Genomic DNA, 14,771 nt, shown 5'->3' with positions numbered 1-14,771 from the left:
TTGAGGAGGTGATAGCTTGAAAAATATATCTAAACTAATCTTCACACTAACCATTCTTCTCTTTATTTTTTCGACAAACATCTTTTCCCAAATTCAAGAGATAAATGTTTTAATACCTTTTGGACCATCTATAATTCCATTTGCTCCTTTAATGTCAAGCAATGATCAAGTAGATATAAAGTTTAACTTTGTTATTTGGAGAACAATTGATGAACTGGCAATAAAAGTTAAAGATGGGAATTTTGATATATTGATTTCTCCTTTTGTAACCCTTGTAAATCTTCAAAACAAAGGAATTATTAAAGCAAGACATTTAGCCACATTTAACTGGGCTTCTTTTTATCTTGTCACTAATAAAAATAAGAAAGATCTTGTAGGAGAAAATATATATATCGCTCAAAAAGGATCAACCCAAGATATTATATTTTCTATTTATCTACAAGAAAAGAATTTAAAAGACAATGTCCATATCTACTATTCTACACCTCAAGAAATAACTACACTTTTTATAGCTAAAAAGATAAATTATGCCCTACTTCCAGAACCCTATGTTTCCATGTGCCTTTCTGTTGGAGGATCTATAATCCTCGATATCCAAAGAGTATATAGAGACTTTAATAAAGCCTATCTTCCTATAACATCTATAGGTGTTAATGAGAAAATAAGGAAAGATTTAGTAATAAAAATAGATAGAATTTTTAGGGATAATTTCAAGAAACTTAATGATAATCCAGATCCTTTTATAGAAAAAGCATCCAGTATATTGAAGATAGATAAAAATATAATAAATTTATCCCTTAAGAGACTTTCCTTTAGATATCAAGGAAACTCAGCTAAAAAAGATTTAATAACATTTTTAAACTTCATTTTAGAAAAATCACCTCAAGTAATAGATAATAAAATACCTAATGAAGAATTCTTTAAGATTTAAAATAACATTTTGGACTATATTTTTTATATTTTGGTACCTTATGGGGTTAAGGGTTAATTCCCCTGCCATATTCCCTTATCCCCATAAGGTAATCTTAAAGACTATTTCTTTACTTAGTGACACAGAATTTTTATATCATCTCAGTTTAACTATTATTAGATCATTAGTAGGCCTTTTTTTAGCCTTCTTTATAGGATTTATATTAGGAAACATAAAAAATGAAAAATTCTATGTGGGAATAAGGAATATAATAGATATTTTTCAGAGTAATCCTTTAATTATATGGATTACCTTAGCCTTACTATGGTTTGGTTTTGGAAGCAGAACTGTCATTTTTACTACCTTTATTATGCTATTTCCTAATCTTTATCTTTCCGTCTATTATGCTATTAAAAATGTCCCTAATGAATATATAGAGCTTTTCAAAATATATCCCATCTCTAAAAAGGATTATATTACTAAATTCCTAATCCCTTATATTAAACCATTTATACTTCCAGCATTAGCAAATTCAACCATTTCATCCTTCAAAATATCAGCCATGTCTGAATTTTTTGCTACTAATAATGGAATAGGCTTTCTCTTAAGCTATGCAAAAACCTTTCTCAATACTGAATATATCTATGCCATATCCATATATCTCTTTATTATAAGTAAACTCTTAGAATACATATTTAGAAAAATGAATATCTTAAAGGAGGATCTCAAATCGTGACTGCAATTAATATTATAAACCTGAAAAAAAGTTTTGATGACAAAAAAGTATTAAATGGAATATTTTTAAAAGTAGAAGAAGGAGAAAAAATTGTAATAAAAGGCCCAAATGGCTGTGGTAAAACTACTCTTCTTAAAATTATTGCAGGCCTAATAAAGCCTGATGAAGGCATTGTAGAAATAGGACCAGGCATTAAAATATCCTTTATGTTTCAAAATCCTATCTTTTTGCCCTGGTTAAATATGGAAGAAAACCTTAATTTAACTTGTAAAGATTCAATAAAATTAAAAGAAATAATAAATTATTTTAACTTGAAAAATTATCTGAATCTATTTCCTCACCAACTTAGTGGAGGTTACCTGCAGATATTTTCTTTTGTAAGGACTTTTACTATTCCCCATAATTTATTACTCCTTGATGAACCTTTCAAATCTCTGGATACAAATCTGAAAGAAAAAGCTAAAGCTTTTCTTAAGTATCATTTAGATAATAAAAAAACATCCCTCCTGATGGTTAGCCACCAGGAGGATAGAGAAGATAAAGAGATCGCAGATAAAATATTTAATCTTTTTTAATTTTTTGGTCTTTAACTTCTAACATGTGTTTTAAAGATAAAAGTCCAGAGGTTATATCCTCATTTCTCACAATTACATCCTCAGGTACCTTTATAAAAGTAGGTGCAAAATTCCAGATAGCCTTTATTCCATTCTCTACCAAAATATTGGCTACCTCTTGAGCAGACTCCTTAGGTACACATATTACACCTATCTCTACATCAAACTTTTTTATGACTCTTTCTAAATAATCCATAGGAAGAACTACTAAATCTCCAATTCTCTTTCCAATTTTATTGGGATCATTATCAAAGATACCAACAATCTCAATATTATAGTTAGCAAATCCGGGATAGTTTGTAATAGCAGTACCCAAATTTCCCGCTCCAACGATTATAACCTTAGTTGATTTTCCAATACCAAATAACCGATTTAATTCCTCCAGTAGTTCCTTTACATTATAACCTACCTTAGGCTTCCCTTTGTACTCAAGATATGATAAATCTTTTCTTACTTGCTCCGGAAGAATGCCAAGTCTTTCTCCTATCTCTTCAGAAGAAATATATTCTTTTTTCTCCTCAGAAAGAAGTCTATGATATAATTTAAGCCTCTCTAAAGTAGCTTTTGGAAACATTATGAATTCTTTATTCTCCTTTAACATACCTTTTTAACATCTCCTTTATCTTATCAGTATTAACCTCACTAATAAGTATATCATTTATCATAACATTGGGAGATTTGTCACAATTTTCTGTACAGAAAGTACCCACAACTTCAACATTTTTTGCCCAATTTTCTTTTCTTACCATTTCTATAAGATCAGAAAGAATTTTATATGATCCTTTCACATAACAAGAAGTCCCAAGACAAACCCTAACCTTTATTTTTTCTTCGTCAGGCAAAGGAAGAGTTAAGATTTCAATATCTTCTTCAGGAACTCTTCGTTTAGGCGAATAAGTGGTATGCAATAGATGATGAGTTTCGTGGCTTAAAGGATGCTTTAAGTATTTATTATATAGATCCATAAGGTATGGATTTTCTTGAGGAGTTTTTATTGGATTTACACTTACCATATCCTTTAGAATCTTAGCTCTATTTTTTCTTACTATAGTATCATTAGGATAAGGTTGTCCACCTCCACCTATACATCCATAACCACAAGCCATAACCTCTATAATATCTACTTGTAAAATTCCATCCTTTATATCTTTCATAACCTTTTTAGCATTACCTAAATTAAATACTGCCATAGCCTTTACTTTCTTACCATCTCCAAGAGTTATATTGAAAAGTCTTATCCCCTTTTCTATTTCTTCCTCTTTGAATTCCTTAATCTTAACCTTATCATTTATTACAGAGAGTACAGTACCTAATACTCCTCCTGTTTTGCCAAAATCAAGTCCTCCTTGAGAATATAAATTAAAGGGCTTATCAAAGGCTTCAGGATTAAGATCCGATAATTTTATACCACTTGCTTTTATCATCTGTATAAGTTCCTTAGTTGTTAAAACTACATCCACTATTCCATTATGTTCTGGTCTTTCTGCTTCATACTTCTTAGCTGTACATGGCATGATGGATACTAAAAATATATCTTCTTTGGGTACCCCGATCTCCTTAGAGTATATCTCTTTTATGACAGTACCCAAGGCTTGTTGTGGGGATTTAACTGTTGATAAGTTATCTATATAGGCTGGAAAAAACTCTTCCACATATTTTACCCATGCAGGACAGCAAGATGTAAGCTGAGGAAGTCTTTCTCCATTCTCTAATCTATCTAAGAATTCGTGTGCCTCTTCATAGGCCACGAGATCAGCCCCAAAAGGTACTTCAAAAACCTTTACAAAACCTAACATCTTTAAAAATGAACTTACCCTTCCTGCTACAAAGAGATCTTTTTCCATTCCAAATTCTTCCTGAATAGCTGTCCTAACAGCAGGTGCTATCATACCAATTACAACTTTATTCTTCTTTAATGCATTATAAACCTTATCTATATCGTTCCTTACATAAAGAGCTCCTGTAGGACAATATGCAACACATTGACCACAATAAACACATTCAACATCTGCTAAACTATGCTCAAAGGCTGGTGTAACTTTTGATACAAAACCCCTTCCCGCAATATCTATGGCGGCAACCCCTTGAATTTCTTCACAAACTCTAACACAGTCTCCACAAAGTATACATTTTGTATTATCCCTTACTACAGAAGAGAGCTTATCTACACCGCCATTTTTTCTTACATTATCAAACCTTATTTCTCTTATACCAAAAGCTTCTGCATAATCTTGAAGTTTACAACTTCCATTTCTTTCACATGTGGTACAATCTCTATTATGGGATGCTAAAAGAAGTTCTAATATACCTTTTCTTATCTCATATATTTCTGGAGTATTAGTTCTTATTATCATTCCTTCTTCTGGCTTTAAGTTACAAGATGTAACAATATTCTTCCCATTTACCTCAACTAAGCAAAGTCTGCAGGCTCCATAAATAGATGCTTCTGACAAATAACATAGATTAGGTATCTCAATTCCCACCTTCTTTAGAGCTTCAAGAAGGTTTCTCTCATTATCTCCTATTATTACTTCCCTTCCATCCACATATATCTTCATAATTATCTGCCTCCTTATCTGATCTCTATAGCTTTAAATTTACATTTTTCAAAACAAAGTCCACACTTTACACATTTATCTTGATCAATTGTATAAGGCCTCCCTCTCTCTCCAGAAATAGCCCCCTGAGGACAAGATCTAGCACACAGTCCACAACCCTTACATAGCTCCGGATTAATAACATATTTCTTAAGGGCAGTACACATTCCACTAAGACATATTCCTTCAATGTGAGAAACATATTCATTTCTAAATAATCTTAAAGTACTTAGGATAGGGTTTGGAGCAGTTTGTCCAAGCCCACATGCAGAGGCTGTCTTTATAAGATTGGCAAGAAATTCTAAATTTTCCAAATCTTGCCATGTACCTTTTCCTCGGGTAAACCTTTCAAGTATTCTATATGATTGCATCAATCCCTCTCTACACGGAATACATTTTCCACAAGATTCTCTCTTTGTAAAATCAAGGAAAAATCTTGCTACTTCTACCATACATGTTTTTTTAGAAAGTACTACAATACCACCAGAACCCACCATAGCACCAGCAGATTTTAAAGAGTCATAATCTAAAGGAAGGTCTAAATAAGCATCTGATAGGCAAGCTCCAGATGGCCCTCCTATTTGTACTGCCTTAAACTCTTCACCCTCAGACAATCCCCCACATATATCAAAAAGAATCTGTCTTAATGTAGTGCCAAATTCTACCTCAATAATACCAGTAAGTTTCACAGGTCCAGTTACAGAGAACATTTTAGTTCCAGGAGAATTAGGCACTCCTCTTTTTCTATAATTTTCTACCCCGTCTCTTATAATCTTGGGAACATTGGCGTAAGTTTCTACATTGTTAATAAGAGTAGGATATCCCCAAAGCCCAGCTTGAGCAGGATACGGAGGCCTTGATCTTGGCACTCCTCTTTTTCCTTCAATAGAGGCTAATAGAGCTGTTTCTTCTCCACATACAAAAGCTCCAGCACCTTCTTTTATCTCTATATCAAAAGAAAAATCTGTACCAAGAATATTATCTCCAATTAATCCCAATCTTTTAGCATCCTCTATTGCCTTTCTAAACATAGAAACCGCTACTGGATATTCAGCCCTAATATAAGCATAACCTTTTTGAGCCCCTATAGTGTATGCTGCAATAAGCATTCCTTCTAATACCGCATGAGGATCTCTTTCAAGTAGAGTCCTATTCATGAATGCACCTGGATCTCCCTCATCTCCATTACACACCACAAATTTTTTATCTCCCTTATTATTTTTTGTTATTTCCCATTTAACTCCAGTAGGAAAACCTGCTCCTCCTCTTCCACGAAGACCAGAATCCTTAATCATCTGCACTACTTTATCTGGACTTTCTTCTTTTAATACTTTTAAGAAAGATAGATATCCTCCTCTACCCATATAGGCGTTTATGTTATCGCATTCACACTTTCCTATTTCTTCCATAATATAGAAGGATTGGGCTTTGAAAAATTTTGCATCCTCAAGGCTAAATACCTTTTCAGAAGTAGCAGGATCAGTAAAAAGGAGTCTTTCAACAGGTCTACCCTTTAATATAGTTTCCTCAAATATTTCTTTTACATCTTCTATTTTTACCTTTGAATAGAAATATCCATAAGGCATTACAATTACCCAAGGTCCATCAGAACATCTTCCACAGCATCCTGTCCTTTTAACATAAGATTCCTCTTCCTCCAATTTTTGGAGTTTTGCATTAATATTGTTCTTTTCAAAAAGTTCTTTTAATGCAAAAAAAATTTTTAAAGCTCCTTTTGCTGCACAACCTGTACCTACACATACAAATACATTGAGACTTTCTAATCTTTTCTTTCTTTCTATTTTTTGCTGTTCAATATAACTTAAAGCCTCATCAATTGTCCTAAGCATTTTACCTCTCCCTTTCTTTCAAATTTCTTATTATCTCTTTAACCTTTTCATAAGTAAGATTTCCGAAAACTTCTTCATTAATAACCATAGCAGGAGCAAGAGCACACGCCCCTAAGCATCCTACCTGATCAAGACTAAACAAAAGATCTTCTGTAACCTCTCCAGGTCCAATACCTGTCTCTTCCTTTATTGCTTCTATCAACGATGTGGAGCCTGCCATATGACATGCCGTACCATCACACACTAAGATGGTATATTTACCTTTTGGTTTTAAGGAGAACTGAGAATAAAAAGTAGCAACACCATATATTTTTGCAGGTGGTATATCAAGGGCTACACCAATATAATTGACCACATCTTCTGGTATATATCTATATTCTTTTTGTACATCCAAAAGAATTTTTATAAGATTGTCTTTGCGATACTCATGCTTTTTAAGAATCTCCTCTACTTTTGCAAAATTTCTTTTTAGTTTCATAAAAACCCTCCTAATTAGTAGTATTCAATACTTACAATCTTTCCTTTACTTTGCAAAATTTGTGCTATATCTTGAACAATCCTAACTTTTAATGATATGTCATAGCTAAATAAAGGATTTTGATAAGCAGGATTTATAGCTCCTCCCACTAAAAAATGTATGCTATCAGCCTTTTCCAATAAATCTATAATTAAACTAGCACCATAGCCCACATCTCTAATCTGCCCCGATAGATACCTGAAAACTTGCGTTAAAGTAATAATACCCTCCGTAACAAGATCAACTCCTCCCATATAACCTATAGGAGGAGAATTCTCAGATATAGTTTTTAAATCCAATTTCACCTCCTTACCAGTAATTTTGCTAACCACTTGAGCAGTAGTACCCCCACATATAATCTTATTTCCCTGTAAACTTAAAAATCTTTCCACTACTTCTTTATCACGATTAGGATTGGATGGAGGACCTACCATGATATTTACTTTACTGAATACTCTAAAATGTAAAGCTGCAGCTAAAGCATCATCTCCCTTGATCCCCTTATCTAATCTCTTTGCTTTATCTATAAGGTGATAAACTATCTCTTTAGAAGACAATCTATAATGCATCAGATTTAAGATTTCTCGCTTTATATTATCAATTCCAAAACCCAAAGGATATAATTCAGTGCCTAATCCAGCCTGAGAAATACCGTCTGTCATAATAAATAGGAAATCTCCCTCTTGCGGATGAAGGGTGCTTTCAAATATTTCTCTTCCTTCTATCAAAACCTTCTTTTTAGAAAGCTCAAAGAAAATACCATTTCTAACAAAAAGTACTACAGGGAATTCATATTCAGCTATATAGAGTTGATTAATATCAGCTCTATACAATGTACTGCAAAAATTGGCATAGCTTATTCCTCTCACTTTACATTTTGGAAGTGTTGCTAAAATACTTCTCACAACATCATCCAATCCCATATCATTAAAAAGCATAGTTGTTGCCATTGATGCAGTTAATGTGGAAAGAATACTTGCTTTTATTCCACTACCGAGACCATCAGAAACGGTAACAGCAACCCTATCTTCACCTTTTTTTATTTTTATAGTGTCTCCACAAACCTCTTCTCCTTCTTTATTTTTAAAGGCATAAGAAATATCACAGGTCAGCATTTTCTTTTTTCAAAAACTCCTTAAATTTAGCAAAATAACTTTTAGTCTCTGCTATAGATTCACCAAGAAGACTAGCAATTTCTTGAGCAAGAAGCATTTGTCTGTTAATTACTTCTTCGATCTTCTCCATACTTTCCTTTTTAAGGAGGTTTAATTCTTCTTCCTTTTCCTTTTCACCTGTAATATCAATAAGTAAAGATACCTTTCCTGACTGATCAGGAAGTATAAAAGTTTTTATAAAGAAAACATATCTCTTATCATCAATTAATATTTCTAACGGATTTTTACCCGATTCGATCTCCTCAAGGACGTAATCTAAAAGAGGTGATTTATCCTCAAAGAATTTCTCCCCAAATGGATTTAGATAAAGTAAAGTGTTATCTTCATATATAATTACAATACTCGGAAAATTTTCTATAATAGCATTACTTACAGAGCTTACTTTATCTAAAAGATAGGTAATACACATCTCCTTTTCAGCTTTCCCCAAAATAACTGCTATAGCCTTATCCCTACATGTAGCATATCCACAAGCCCCACAATTGAGTTCCTTCTTAGGATTATCCTTCCCCATCTCTCTTAAAACTGCCTTTATCTTTTCCTCAGGAATATCTATAACTTTCTTTTGGGGTTCAAATCTATTTCTTATATTTAGGTCTATATTTTCCCAATTAATTACTTCTCCTTCTAAACTTTTCATCCTTTCAGTATAAGATATGATCCTTCTTCTCTTTTCAAAAAGAGTTAGATCTTTCCTAATAGCAGGTCCATTAATACACCCACCAAAACAGGCTGATGTCTCAACAAAAAATCCTTCTCCATAATTATTAATCTTCTCAAAAAGCCTAATAATGTTATCTAATCCCTCAACTACTAAATGATTTTCCCAATTACCTTCAAGAGTTGAATTAATACCCCCACTTATTGGATATATTCGGGCTCTTTCAGGGAATGGAGCATTAGGAAATGATTCTTCAAAAGAATCTATATCAATATTATTTTTCTTAATAAAAATATCTAATTCTTCAAAGGTTAATATAAGATCCACATAATTTTCCCCATCTTTCTTTTTTGCTATACAAGGTCCTAAATATATCACAGGAAAATCACCAAAATACTTTTTCATATATAGAGCATGTACATTCATGGGAGATAAGAAGGGTAAAAGATAAGGTATAACCTCAGGATAATATTTCTCTGCTAATTCATATACCACAGGACAGGCTGTACTTATAGAAGTTTTACCTTTTCTTAAATTGACATATTTTTTATAGTAAAAGGAAACCATATCCGCACCAAAGGAAGTCTCTTGTATATATGTTGCTCCTAATTTTCTTAAAAAGGTAATAACTTTAAAAGGTTGATCAAAATGGGCAAAGAATGATGGAGCTATGGATATAAGAAAAGGTTTATCAATATATTTTTCTAAATCTTCTACATCAGTTCTAAAGACCCTGGCATGTTGTGGACATATCTCAATACATGTACCACAGTATACACAATCATCATCTATAACTGATGATTTACCTTTATTAAACCTTATGGCTTTTACAGGACAATTCCTGAGACATTTATAACAATATTGACAATTGATCTCTTGTGTTAAGATAAGCTTATCCATATTCTACTCCTATATTGTTCATTTTTTAACGTTATTTTTTTCACAATATATTTTATTAACCTCGAAAATCTATGTCAAATTAAAAAAATATTAAGGGCTTTTAATTGTTATTAGTTACACTTTAAATTTTATAAACAACACAATTAATCAATAACTTGATAAGAGAGGAGAAAAGTATTATACTATGTACAAATTAAAAGCTTAAGAGGAAAGGGAGGTGTAAAAGAAAAGAGAAAATTTTTATTTTTTTAAACTCCTTTGTAACCTTTTACATTTTTTAAAAGGGGGTTTATACTATGAAAAAGTTTTATGTGCTATTACTAATTTTAGCTTTTACTTTATTTGTTGCTGGATGTGCAGGTGCCCCGACAACATCAAAAGAGACTGAACAAGCAGTTACTGAAGTAAAGACCCCAGAAGGTACAGCAAAAGTTGTAAATGTAACAAAATTAGGCATCTTTGATGAATCTATCACGTTTTCTACACCATCTAATTGGTATATTGTAGTACAAGGAACAGCAGAAGTAGAAGAATATGGTGCTAAAAATGGAGTATTTTATGTAAAGATCAAGAATCCCGGTGATGCTTTCTGGCATATACAATTTGGAACTCATGTACCACTTTCTGCTAATAAGAAGTATAAAATTACTTTTGAAGCAAAGGCCGATAATCCGAGAGATCTACAGATAAGAGCTATTCAAGATCAAACATGGGAAATAGTAGAACAAAAAGTTTTTGACCTTACCACTGAGATGCAAAAGTTTGAATGGGAATTTACCCCCAAAAAAGATGCCCACATAATAGTTTTTGATATGGGCAAAATAAGTGAAAAAAGTATTGCAACTACAATTTATCTGGATAACGTAGAATTAGAAGAAAATTAAAAGTAAAAGGGGGGAGGGAAATATATTTCCTCCCCCTTTTATCCCTTTAATATTTCATCTATCTTTCTTAATTCATCATCAGAAAAATCTAAATTCTTTATACTATTAACATTTTCTTCTATCTGAGACGGTTTACTTGCACCTATGATAACAGAAGTTACTACCTTTTTTCTTAACCCCCATGCTAAGGCAAGTTGAGCAACACTTTGTCCTCTTTCTTTGGCTATCTCTGATAGTTTTTTAACCTTTTCAATCCTTTCAGGAGTAATATCACTTTCTTTTAAAAACACACCTGATTTTTTAACCCTCGAGTCATCAGGAATACCCCATAAGTATTTTTCAGTAAGAAGTCCTTGTGCCAATGGAGAAAAAATAGTAGCCCCTATTCCCAGGTCTTCCATTACAGGAAACAATTTTTCCTCTGGATATCTAAAGAACATGTTATACAAAATCTGATTCACAATTATCTTTACTCCCATTTTTGAAAGGGTTTCATAAGCTAATTTTGTTTCTTCAGGTCCATAATTTGATATGCCTACATAAAGAGCTTTGCCCTGTCTTACAATTTGATAAAGAGCCTCCATAGTCTCTTCTATAGGTGTCTCTGGATCTGGTCTGTGATGATAAAAAATGTCTATATAATCTAAATTCATTCTCTTTAAACTTTGATCAAGACTTGCTATAAGATACTTTTTACTTCCCCAATCTCCATATGGTCCATTCCACATCTTATATCCAGCCTTTGTGGAAATCACAACTTCATCTCTATAACCTTTTAGATCAATTTTTAAAATTCTTCCAAAATTTTCTTCTGCAGATCCAGGAGGTGGCCCATAGTTATTAGCAAGATCAAAATGGGTAATACCAAGATCAAAAGCCTTCTTTACCATCTCTCTCATATTTTCAAAAGAATCATTATAACCAAAATTATGCCAGAAACCCAAAGATATCACAGGTAATTTTAAACCACTCTTTCCGCACCTTCTATAAATCATATTCTCATATCTACTTGGATTTGCTAAGTAAATCATAAAATACCCCCATTAAAATTACTATTTTATCGCCACACTTACATTATCAAAGAGAACTGATGGAAAAACTCCCATGCTGTATACATATGCCCTGTTTTCTATACCTACCACATTTTTCATAACCTCATAAATATTTCCAGCTACCATAGAATCTTTCACATGTCCTAAAATCTCTCCATTTTCCACATATAATCCAGGAGAAAGTCCTATAGAGAAATCTCCATTAGGGATATTTCCACTGTGGGCACCTAAAGCTCCTGCCACTATAATGCCTTTATCTATTAATTTTATAAGATCATAGAAGTTTTTATCTCCTGTTTGCATATAGAGATGCTCTAAAGAAGGAGAAGGTCTTACTCTTATACTTTCTTGTCCCCAGTCTCCTGCTCTATAACCATGTCCTGTAGAATTTGTATTCATCTTTCCAGCATAATAAAGATCATAATAGAAATTTCTTAGAATTCCATTTTCAACAATAGGCAATACTTTACATTCAACTCCTTCATCATCAAAGCTTCTTGCATTTGGTAAAAGATCATTCAAAGGATCATCATATATGGTTATTGAAGTATCAAAGATTTGCTCTCCAATTTTTCCTAATAAAGGCGTAGTTTTTTCATAGACATTCTTACCATTAGTAGCAAAAATTAGTCTCCACATTAGTACATACATGGTACTTGGTAAGAATAATACCTTCATTTTTCCACCCTTTGGTCTTACCTCTTTTTTAGAACTATTGTATAAAAAGGCAATATAATCAATGTCTTCTTGAGAAAATTCTCTAAACTTTTTATCTACAACTAACCTAACTATAGCAGAGTAGGAGCCTGGATACATAGCTGCTACATGACAATAATATACAGAAGCCTTAACAGAATAATCTACTCCTTTGCTATTCAATATCCTTAAATTTGTAACTGCTTTATGAAGACTTACATTTATCTGAGTACCAGTTTTATGAGATAATATCTCAGAAATTCTTTTTCCTTCCTCCACCATCTGAGTATTTGTAAGGTTTTCTATCTCTGGATCATAAGTATTCAAACTTTTAATACCTCTTCTTTCTGGAAAATGGAACTCTACTTTTACATCTCCCTTTAAAGAGTGGATTGCATTTTGTATAAGGAGTTCTGGATCTATGAGATTTTTTGTATAAGAAAAACCCAATTTTCCATCTTTTATAATTCTAAGAGATATTCCTGATTGCATACTACTTTCTATATCTTTTAAACTACCATTTTCAAAAGATATATTTGAAACAGAATAATCTATATAATATATTTCCACCTCATCTGAATATTTTTGAGTCATATCCATCAATCTATCTAACATTTTATACACCTCCTATGACCACATTATTAACAAGAATATGGGGACCACCATGACAAGATCTTATATTTAATTGGCCTTTTCCACATCCTCCAACTTCTCCAAGCTCAAAATCATTACCCACTCCCACAATGTCTTTTAAGGTTTGATATAGATTACCTGAAATATTAATATCTCTTATCATCTTCCCTATCTTTCCATTTTTTACTTCAAAGCCATATTGAGCTCCAAAAGTAAAGTTTTCTCCAGAAGTTTGGCCACCCTTTGCATCCAGAATATAAAGACCATCTCCTAACTTTTCCAGTAGCTCTTCAAAGGTCATATCCTTAGGCTCTATAAATATATTTCCCATCCTTACTATAGGAGCATATCTATAATCTTCTGCTACACAATGTCCTGTTACAGGTTCACCAAATTCAGCAGAGGTCCTTCTTGAATGAAGTCTTCCTGAAAGAATACCATCTTTCAAAAGATATGTCCTCCTTGCCCTTACCCCCTCATCATCATATTTATAAAAACCTAATTGTCCAAGCATGGTAGGATCATCAATTATGGTTAAGATCTCATTTCCAAGCTTAGCTCCAATCTTCATTTTTTCTCTCATAGATGGATTATCCTCTATAAGATCTGCTTCTGAAAAATGCCCAAAAGCTTCGTGAGTAAAAACTCCTGCCATATTAGGATTAAGAATCACATTGTATACACCTGCTTTTACTGGCTCTGCCTTTAAAAGATCAAGTACAATCTTTGTTTTCTTCTCAAAAACATCTTCTCTATTTCTTAGTTTATGAAATCCTGTGCTTCCACCTATTCCTACCCTTACATTTTGTACAAGAGATCCTTCAAAGCTTATCAAGGAACCTCTTATTTCACATGTAATAAGATCTTCTCTTATCTCTGTTCCCTCAGAACTAACAAAATACTTCTCCCTTATTACTTCCCAATAATGTAGATTTGTGGTTATATTATCAAACTTCAAAGGAATTTCATTATAGTGCTTTAGAAGTTCTAGTTTTTCATCTATAGATATCTTTCTTGGATCTTCATCAAGAGGTGGAATAAAAATATCTTTGACTACTTCAACCTCTGCTAATTTAACTTTTTTCTTTGAATTCTTTGAAATTAAAATAGCATTCTCTAAAGCAATTTTTAAAACCTTTTCAGCATCTTCTAACTTTGTAAAAGCAATAGAGGAAAATCCTCCATCTTTCAATACTCTTACTACATACCCATCACCAGAATTTTCTCCGAGTTGATATATCTCCCTCTTATTCATAACAATCTTTGTTTCCCACACCTTCTCATATCTTATATCCACATAATCTGCTGAAACTTTTGAAATAATCCCCCTTAGTATATCAAACATTCACTTTTCCCTCCTTTTTTCTTGAAAAATTATCTTCAAACCTATTCTTAAAGAGTATATCAGACTTATAAATAAAAAACATTAAAATCTTAAAATTTTTTCTTATTTATCTTATTTATATTGACACAAAAATTCCAAGTTTTCTCAATATATTAATTAATTTTTAAAAATTTTAATCATAAGAAAATTAGCTGATGTATT

The 14,771-nt window shown here is 32.3% G+C and carries 13 protein-coding genes; 4 read left to right on the top strand and 9 right to left on the bottom strand.

The features are described from left to right. The first annotated feature begins 16 nt into the window (after positions 1 to 16). The 3 genes from ACY3JJ_RS03040 to ACY3JJ_RS03030 are packed head-to-tail and all read left to right on the top strand — an operon-like array spanning position 17 to position 2,221. On the top strand, positions 17 to 931 hold the full coding sequence (locus tag ACY3JJ_RS03040; RefSeq protein ID WP_463092323.1) for an ABC transporter substrate-binding protein: 915 nt from the start codon (positions 17 to 19) through the stop codon (positions 929 to 931). Beyond that, positions 909 to 1,646 carry an ABC transporter permease gene (locus tag ACY3JJ_RS03035; RefSeq protein WP_463092322.1) on the top strand — a complete coding sequence of 246 codons (738 nt, stop codon included), beginning with the start codon at positions 909 to 911 and terminating at the stop codon, positions 1,644 to 1,646. Before ACY3JJ_RS03040 ends, ACY3JJ_RS03035 begins: the two co-directional genes overlap by 23 nt. Next, positions 1,643 to 2,221 (top strand): ATP-binding cassette domain-containing protein, encoded by a 579-nt coding sequence (locus tag ACY3JJ_RS03030; RefSeq protein ID WP_463092321.1) that lies wholly within the window; start codon positions 1,643 to 1,645, stop codon positions 2,219 to 2,221. Before ACY3JJ_RS03035 ends, ACY3JJ_RS03030 begins: the two co-directional genes overlap by 4 nt. On the opposite strand, the gene ACY3JJ_RS03025 is transcribed toward ACY3JJ_RS03030, so the two are convergent. Genes ACY3JJ_RS03025 through ACY3JJ_RS03000 form a run of 6 tightly spaced genes read right to left on the bottom strand, consistent with a single transcriptional unit; the run spans position 2,208 to position 9,960 of the window. Continuing rightward, entirely contained in the window at positions 2,208 to 2,861 is a 654-nt protein-coding gene (locus ACY3JJ_RS03025; protein WP_463092320.1) for a redox-sensing transcriptional repressor Rex, read from the bottom strand. The genes ACY3JJ_RS03030 and ACY3JJ_RS03025 overlap by 14 nt on opposite strands. Then, positions 2,845 to 4,818: a [Fe-Fe] hydrogenase large subunit C-terminal domain-containing protein gene (locus ACY3JJ_RS03020; protein WP_463092319.1), complete on the bottom strand. Its 1,974-nt coding sequence runs from the start codon at positions 4,816 to 4,818 to the stop codon at positions 2,845 to 2,847. The genes ACY3JJ_RS03025 and ACY3JJ_RS03020 overlap by 17 nt, the downstream gene beginning before the upstream one ends. Before the next feature lie 14 nt (positions 4,819 to 4,832). Further along, positions 4,833 to 6,707, bottom strand: a complete 1,875-nt coding sequence (locus ACY3JJ_RS03015; protein ID WP_463092318.1) for an NADH-ubiquinone oxidoreductase-F iron-sulfur binding region domain-containing protein — start codon at positions 6,705 to 6,707, stop codon at positions 4,833 to 4,835. 1 nt (position 6,708) lies between these two features. Next, entirely contained in the window at positions 6,709 to 7,185 is a 477-nt protein-coding gene (gene nuoE / locus ACY3JJ_RS03010; protein WP_463092317.1) for an NADH-quinone oxidoreductase subunit NuoE, read from the bottom strand. 14 nt (positions 7,186 to 7,199) lie between these two features. Beyond that, the gene (locus ACY3JJ_RS03005) at positions 7,200 to 8,339 is read right to left on the bottom strand and encodes a SpoIIE family protein phosphatase (protein ID WP_463092316.1); all 1,140 of its coding nucleotides are present in this window, start codon (positions 8,337 to 8,339) and stop codon (positions 7,200 to 7,202) included. Next, positions 8,326 to 9,960: a [Fe-Fe] hydrogenase large subunit C-terminal domain-containing protein gene (locus tag ACY3JJ_RS03000; RefSeq protein WP_463092315.1), complete on the bottom strand. Its 1,635-nt coding sequence runs from the start codon at positions 9,958 to 9,960 to the stop codon at positions 8,326 to 8,328. Before ACY3JJ_RS03000 ends, ACY3JJ_RS03005 begins: the two co-directional genes overlap by 14 nt. 296 nt (positions 9,961 to 10,256) lie before the next feature. Here ACY3JJ_RS03000 and ACY3JJ_RS02995 point away from each other — a divergent pair, with 296 nt between their 5' ends. Then, entirely contained in the window at positions 10,257 to 10,844 is a 588-nt protein-coding gene (locus ACY3JJ_RS02995) for a carbohydrate binding domain-containing protein (RefSeq protein ID WP_463092314.1), read from the top strand. 38 nt (positions 10,845 to 10,882) lie between these two features. Here the strand turns inward: ACY3JJ_RS02995 and ACY3JJ_RS02990 are convergent, their stop codons facing one another. Genes ACY3JJ_RS02990 through ACY3JJ_RS02980 form a run of 3 tightly spaced genes read right to left on the bottom strand, consistent with a single transcriptional unit; the run spans position 10,883 to position 14,570 of the window. After that, complete coding sequence (locus ACY3JJ_RS02990) at positions 10,883 to 11,875, bottom strand: aldo/keto reductase (RefSeq protein ID WP_463092313.1); 993 nt, start codon at positions 11,873 to 11,875, stop codon at positions 10,883 to 10,885. Positions 11,876 to 11,896: 21 nt separating this feature from the next. Further along, positions 11,897 to 13,207, bottom strand: coding sequence for a TldD/PmbA family protein (locus tag ACY3JJ_RS02985; protein ID WP_463092312.1), 1,311 nt, complete (start codon positions 13,205 to 13,207; stop codon positions 11,897 to 11,899). A gap of 1 nt (position 13,208) precedes the next feature. Next, on the bottom strand, positions 13,209 to 14,570 hold the full coding sequence (locus tag ACY3JJ_RS02980) for a TldD/PmbA family protein (RefSeq protein ID WP_463092311.1): 1,362 nt from the start codon (positions 14,568 to 14,570) through the stop codon (positions 13,209 to 13,211). Between the last annotated feature and the right edge of the window lie 201 nt (positions 14,571 to 14,771).

It is taken from the genome of Dictyoglomus sp. DH (assembly GCF_055181375.1).
The sequence above is the reverse complement of the archived record's forward strand: the minus strand, read 5'-3'. Positions and strand labels throughout refer to the sequence as shown.